Source organism: Thiohalorhabdus sp., assembly GCF_036628635.1.
In the GTDB taxonomy this organism is placed as follows: Bacteria; Pseudomonadota; Gammaproteobacteria; order Thiohalorhabdales; family Thiohalorhabdaceae; genus Thiohalorhabdus.
In genome coordinates this window covers 1-2,944 of record NZ_JAZKRM010000114.1, presented here as the reverse complement: position 1 = coordinate 2,944, position 2,944 = coordinate 1, and the positions used below count along the sequence as shown (strand labels likewise).

Here is a 2,944-nt window from a genome sequence, read left to right as displayed (position 1 = left end):
TCGGGGACCTGCAGGCCGCCACCGAGGACATGCGCATCACCCTCAACAGCCAGATGCGCTCCAACCGGGAGCAGTCCAACCAGCTGGCCGCCTCCAGCGAAGAGCTCAACGCCTCAGCAGGCGGGCTGGCCGAAAGCGCCGAGGCCCAGTCCAAGCGCTCCGAAGAGGTCTCGGGCTCGGTTCAGGAGGTGAACAAGGTGGTCCAGGACGTGGCCAACAACATCTCCGAAGTCTCCGACGCGGCCGGGAAAGTCAACCAGCAGGCCCAGGACGGCAACCAATCGGCGCAGCGGGCCAGCCGGCAGATGGCCGAGCTCAAGACCACCACCGAGAACGTCGATCAGATTACCGGAACCATTCAGGATATCGCCAAGAAGACCGACCTTTTGGCCCTGAACGCCGCCATCGAGGCCGCCAACGCCGGCGAGCAGGGCAAGGGCTTCGCGGTGGTTGCCGACGAGGTTCGCCAGCTGGCCGAACAGACCAGCAATGCCACCGGCGAGATTAACGGCATTTTGGAGAAGTTCCGGAGCCAGGTGGACGACAGCACCCAGACCATGGAGCAGCTCAGCGGCGCCATGGAATCCATTCGCACCCAGGCCGAGTCCACCGACCAGATGGCCAACCAGATCGCCGCCGCTGCGGAGGAGCTGGCCGCCACCATGGGCGAGACCACCGACAATCTGGGCGAGATCCAGGAGACCGCCGACGCGGTTACCGACTCCGTGGAGCAGATCCGCCAGGCCGCTTCGCAGGTGGACCAGATGGCCCGTCAGCTTGCCGAGATCGTCCAGGCATTCCGCCTCCAGGAAGGAAGCGGCGGCTGAATCTTTGAGGAGTGCGCGGGGTGTGGTGAGGGATAATGAGGCGTAGCGGAAGCGTCAAAGCCGTTATCCGCAGATTTCGCAGATGGCCGCCGATGAAGGCAAAGGCCAAGATAGGGGCCCGGCTTAGGGGTTAGTTCCGGCTACCATCTGCGTTGATCTGCTTCATCGGCGGATAGCGCCGTTTTTGCCTCTTCCGCCTAACGCCTCACCCCTCACCCCCTCCCTCCTCACGACTCCAGGCCTCCTGATACCGGGCGTAGAGATCCTCGTCCTGGCGGATCCGACGGGTTATGGCATTGTACCGCTCCAGGGTCAGCCCCCGCTCTTCCACCGCTTTCACCATGCGCCGCCGAATGGCGGGATCCACGGGCTCGGTCTCGCCCTTGCGGATGGCGCGCACGGCGGCGGCAGCCCGGACATAGGCCGCCAGCTCGTCCTCTCCGATCCGCTCGACATCGGCTGCCGGATCCGAGCCGCTCCCATCACCGGACTGGGCCAAGGCGGGAGCTGTCCCGCCCAAAAGGGCGACAAGCAAACCAAGCCCGATACGGTAGCGGTGCCTAGTGGACCGCATAGCGCTCCTTCTCGGACCGGACCTCTTCCGCCAGGGCCCCGATTTGGCGGCTGGCCTCCTGGATCTGGTTCACCGATTCGGTAAGCGTCTGACCGCTACTGGCCGTCTCGGCGATCTGATCGGTGACCTCGGACATGGTCGCCGCCAGCTCCTCCGCCGAGGCAGCGATCTGGCTTGCCCGGGAGTCGGTGTTCTCGATCATGCCCAGGATGCCGGTCATTCCTTCCATGACGGCATCCATGGAAGTGGCCGAATCGTGCACCTCGGACTGCAGCCGGCTGAGGATGCTGGTGATATTGGTGGTGGCTTCCCGGGTGTTCTCCGCCAGCTTGCGCACCTCGTCGGCGACCACCGCGAAGCCTTGGCCGGCTTCCCCGGCGTTGGCGGCCTCGATGGCGGCATTGAGGGCAAGCAGATCGGTCTTTTTGGCGATGCTTTCGATGGAGCCGGTGATATCGGCCACCTCGTCGCTGGTGCTAATCATCGCCTTGACCTTGCCCGAAGCCTCGGCCAGCGTCTCCATGCCCTCCTCGGCGGTGCTGGAGGCGCTGGAGGCCGACTGAGACACTTCGGTCACATTGGTGGCCACATCCTGCACCACCTGGTTCACCTCCTGGGCGCTGCCGGAGATCTGCTCGGTCTTTTGGGATTGGTCCTGAGCGGCCTGGGCCATTTCCTCGGCGGTTCCGGACAGCTCCTGTGAGCGCTCCGCCAGATTCTCCGCTTGGTGGAGGCCCTGGTAGACCTCCCGGCGAAGCTCCTCGCGGACATCGGCGACGCGGGCCAGAATCCGGCCCACCTCGCCTTCATCGGCGGTCTCAAGCGCTACCGTCTTGCTCAGATCCCCCGCCACCAGCCGGCTCAGGGCTGTTTCCGCCTGGCGCAGCGGCCGCACCACCATGACGAAGGTGAGCCACACCATGGCGGCAATAATGGCCGCCCCCAAGGGAATCAGCCAGGTAAGGGCGGAAGGGCCCAAAAGCCCGGCCAGAACCGGCAGCACAACAACCGCGGCCACCAGATCGACCACCAGGATCCGAAGGTGGAGGGAAAGGCGCCGCCAGGGAGCGTTCGTTTGGTTGAGCCAGCTTGCTTCGGAATTTAAGGCTGCGGGTGCGTCCATGATTCCCTCGTTGGTGCGCCCAAAACCGGTTCAGCGGAATACGGGGCCATGCCGAATCGCCCAAACCGCGAAAGCTATCCTACCTGACTTGCGCTCCGGCGACCGTCTCCTTCCGGCCGTTCACCACCCCTTTCCTACCTTATTTTCTGGGGAGAAAATAGCCCGTTCCTTGTTGCCGAGGCAAGGATTTCGGTATATTCGGTAAATCCCGAACAAACGGCCATCCGGCCGGGAGCTATCCATGCGCATCAATGGCGGCGACAACTCCAGCGCCCGGCGTCCGGGCCGCTCCGGCAACGCCCAGGGAGGCCAGGCCGGAGGCAGCGGCGAAGGTAGCGGGGCGTCGGATAGCGGCGACGAAGCCGCCCGGCTCGACCTGAACCTGCCCAATCTCCGGGCCAAGCTGGACAATCTGCCCGA

The 2,944-nt window shown here is 64.7% G+C and carries 3 protein-coding genes; 1 reads left to right on the top strand and 2 read right to left on the bottom strand.

Features of this window, described 5'->3' with window-relative positions; genetic code table 11:
- The coding region (locus V5A19_RS14205; protein ID WP_332327981.1) for a methyl-accepting chemotaxis protein at positions 1-827 on the top strand (827 nt) is incomplete at its 5' end.
- A 205-nt stretch (positions 828-1,032) separates the two neighbouring features.
- On the opposite strand, the gene V5A19_RS14200 is transcribed toward V5A19_RS14205, so the two are convergent.
- Positions 1,033-1,401, bottom strand: a complete 369-nt coding sequence (locus V5A19_RS14200) for a DUF4168 domain-containing protein (RefSeq protein ID WP_332319934.1) — start codon at positions 1,399-1,401, stop codon at positions 1,033-1,035.
- A complete protein-coding gene (locus tag V5A19_RS14195; RefSeq protein ID WP_332319933.1) occupies positions 1,388-2,524 on the bottom strand; it encodes a methyl-accepting chemotaxis protein in 1,137 nt (378 codons plus the stop codon). Before V5A19_RS14195 ends, V5A19_RS14200 begins: the two co-directional genes overlap by 14 nt.
- Positions 2,525-2,944 lie beyond the last annotated feature (420 nt).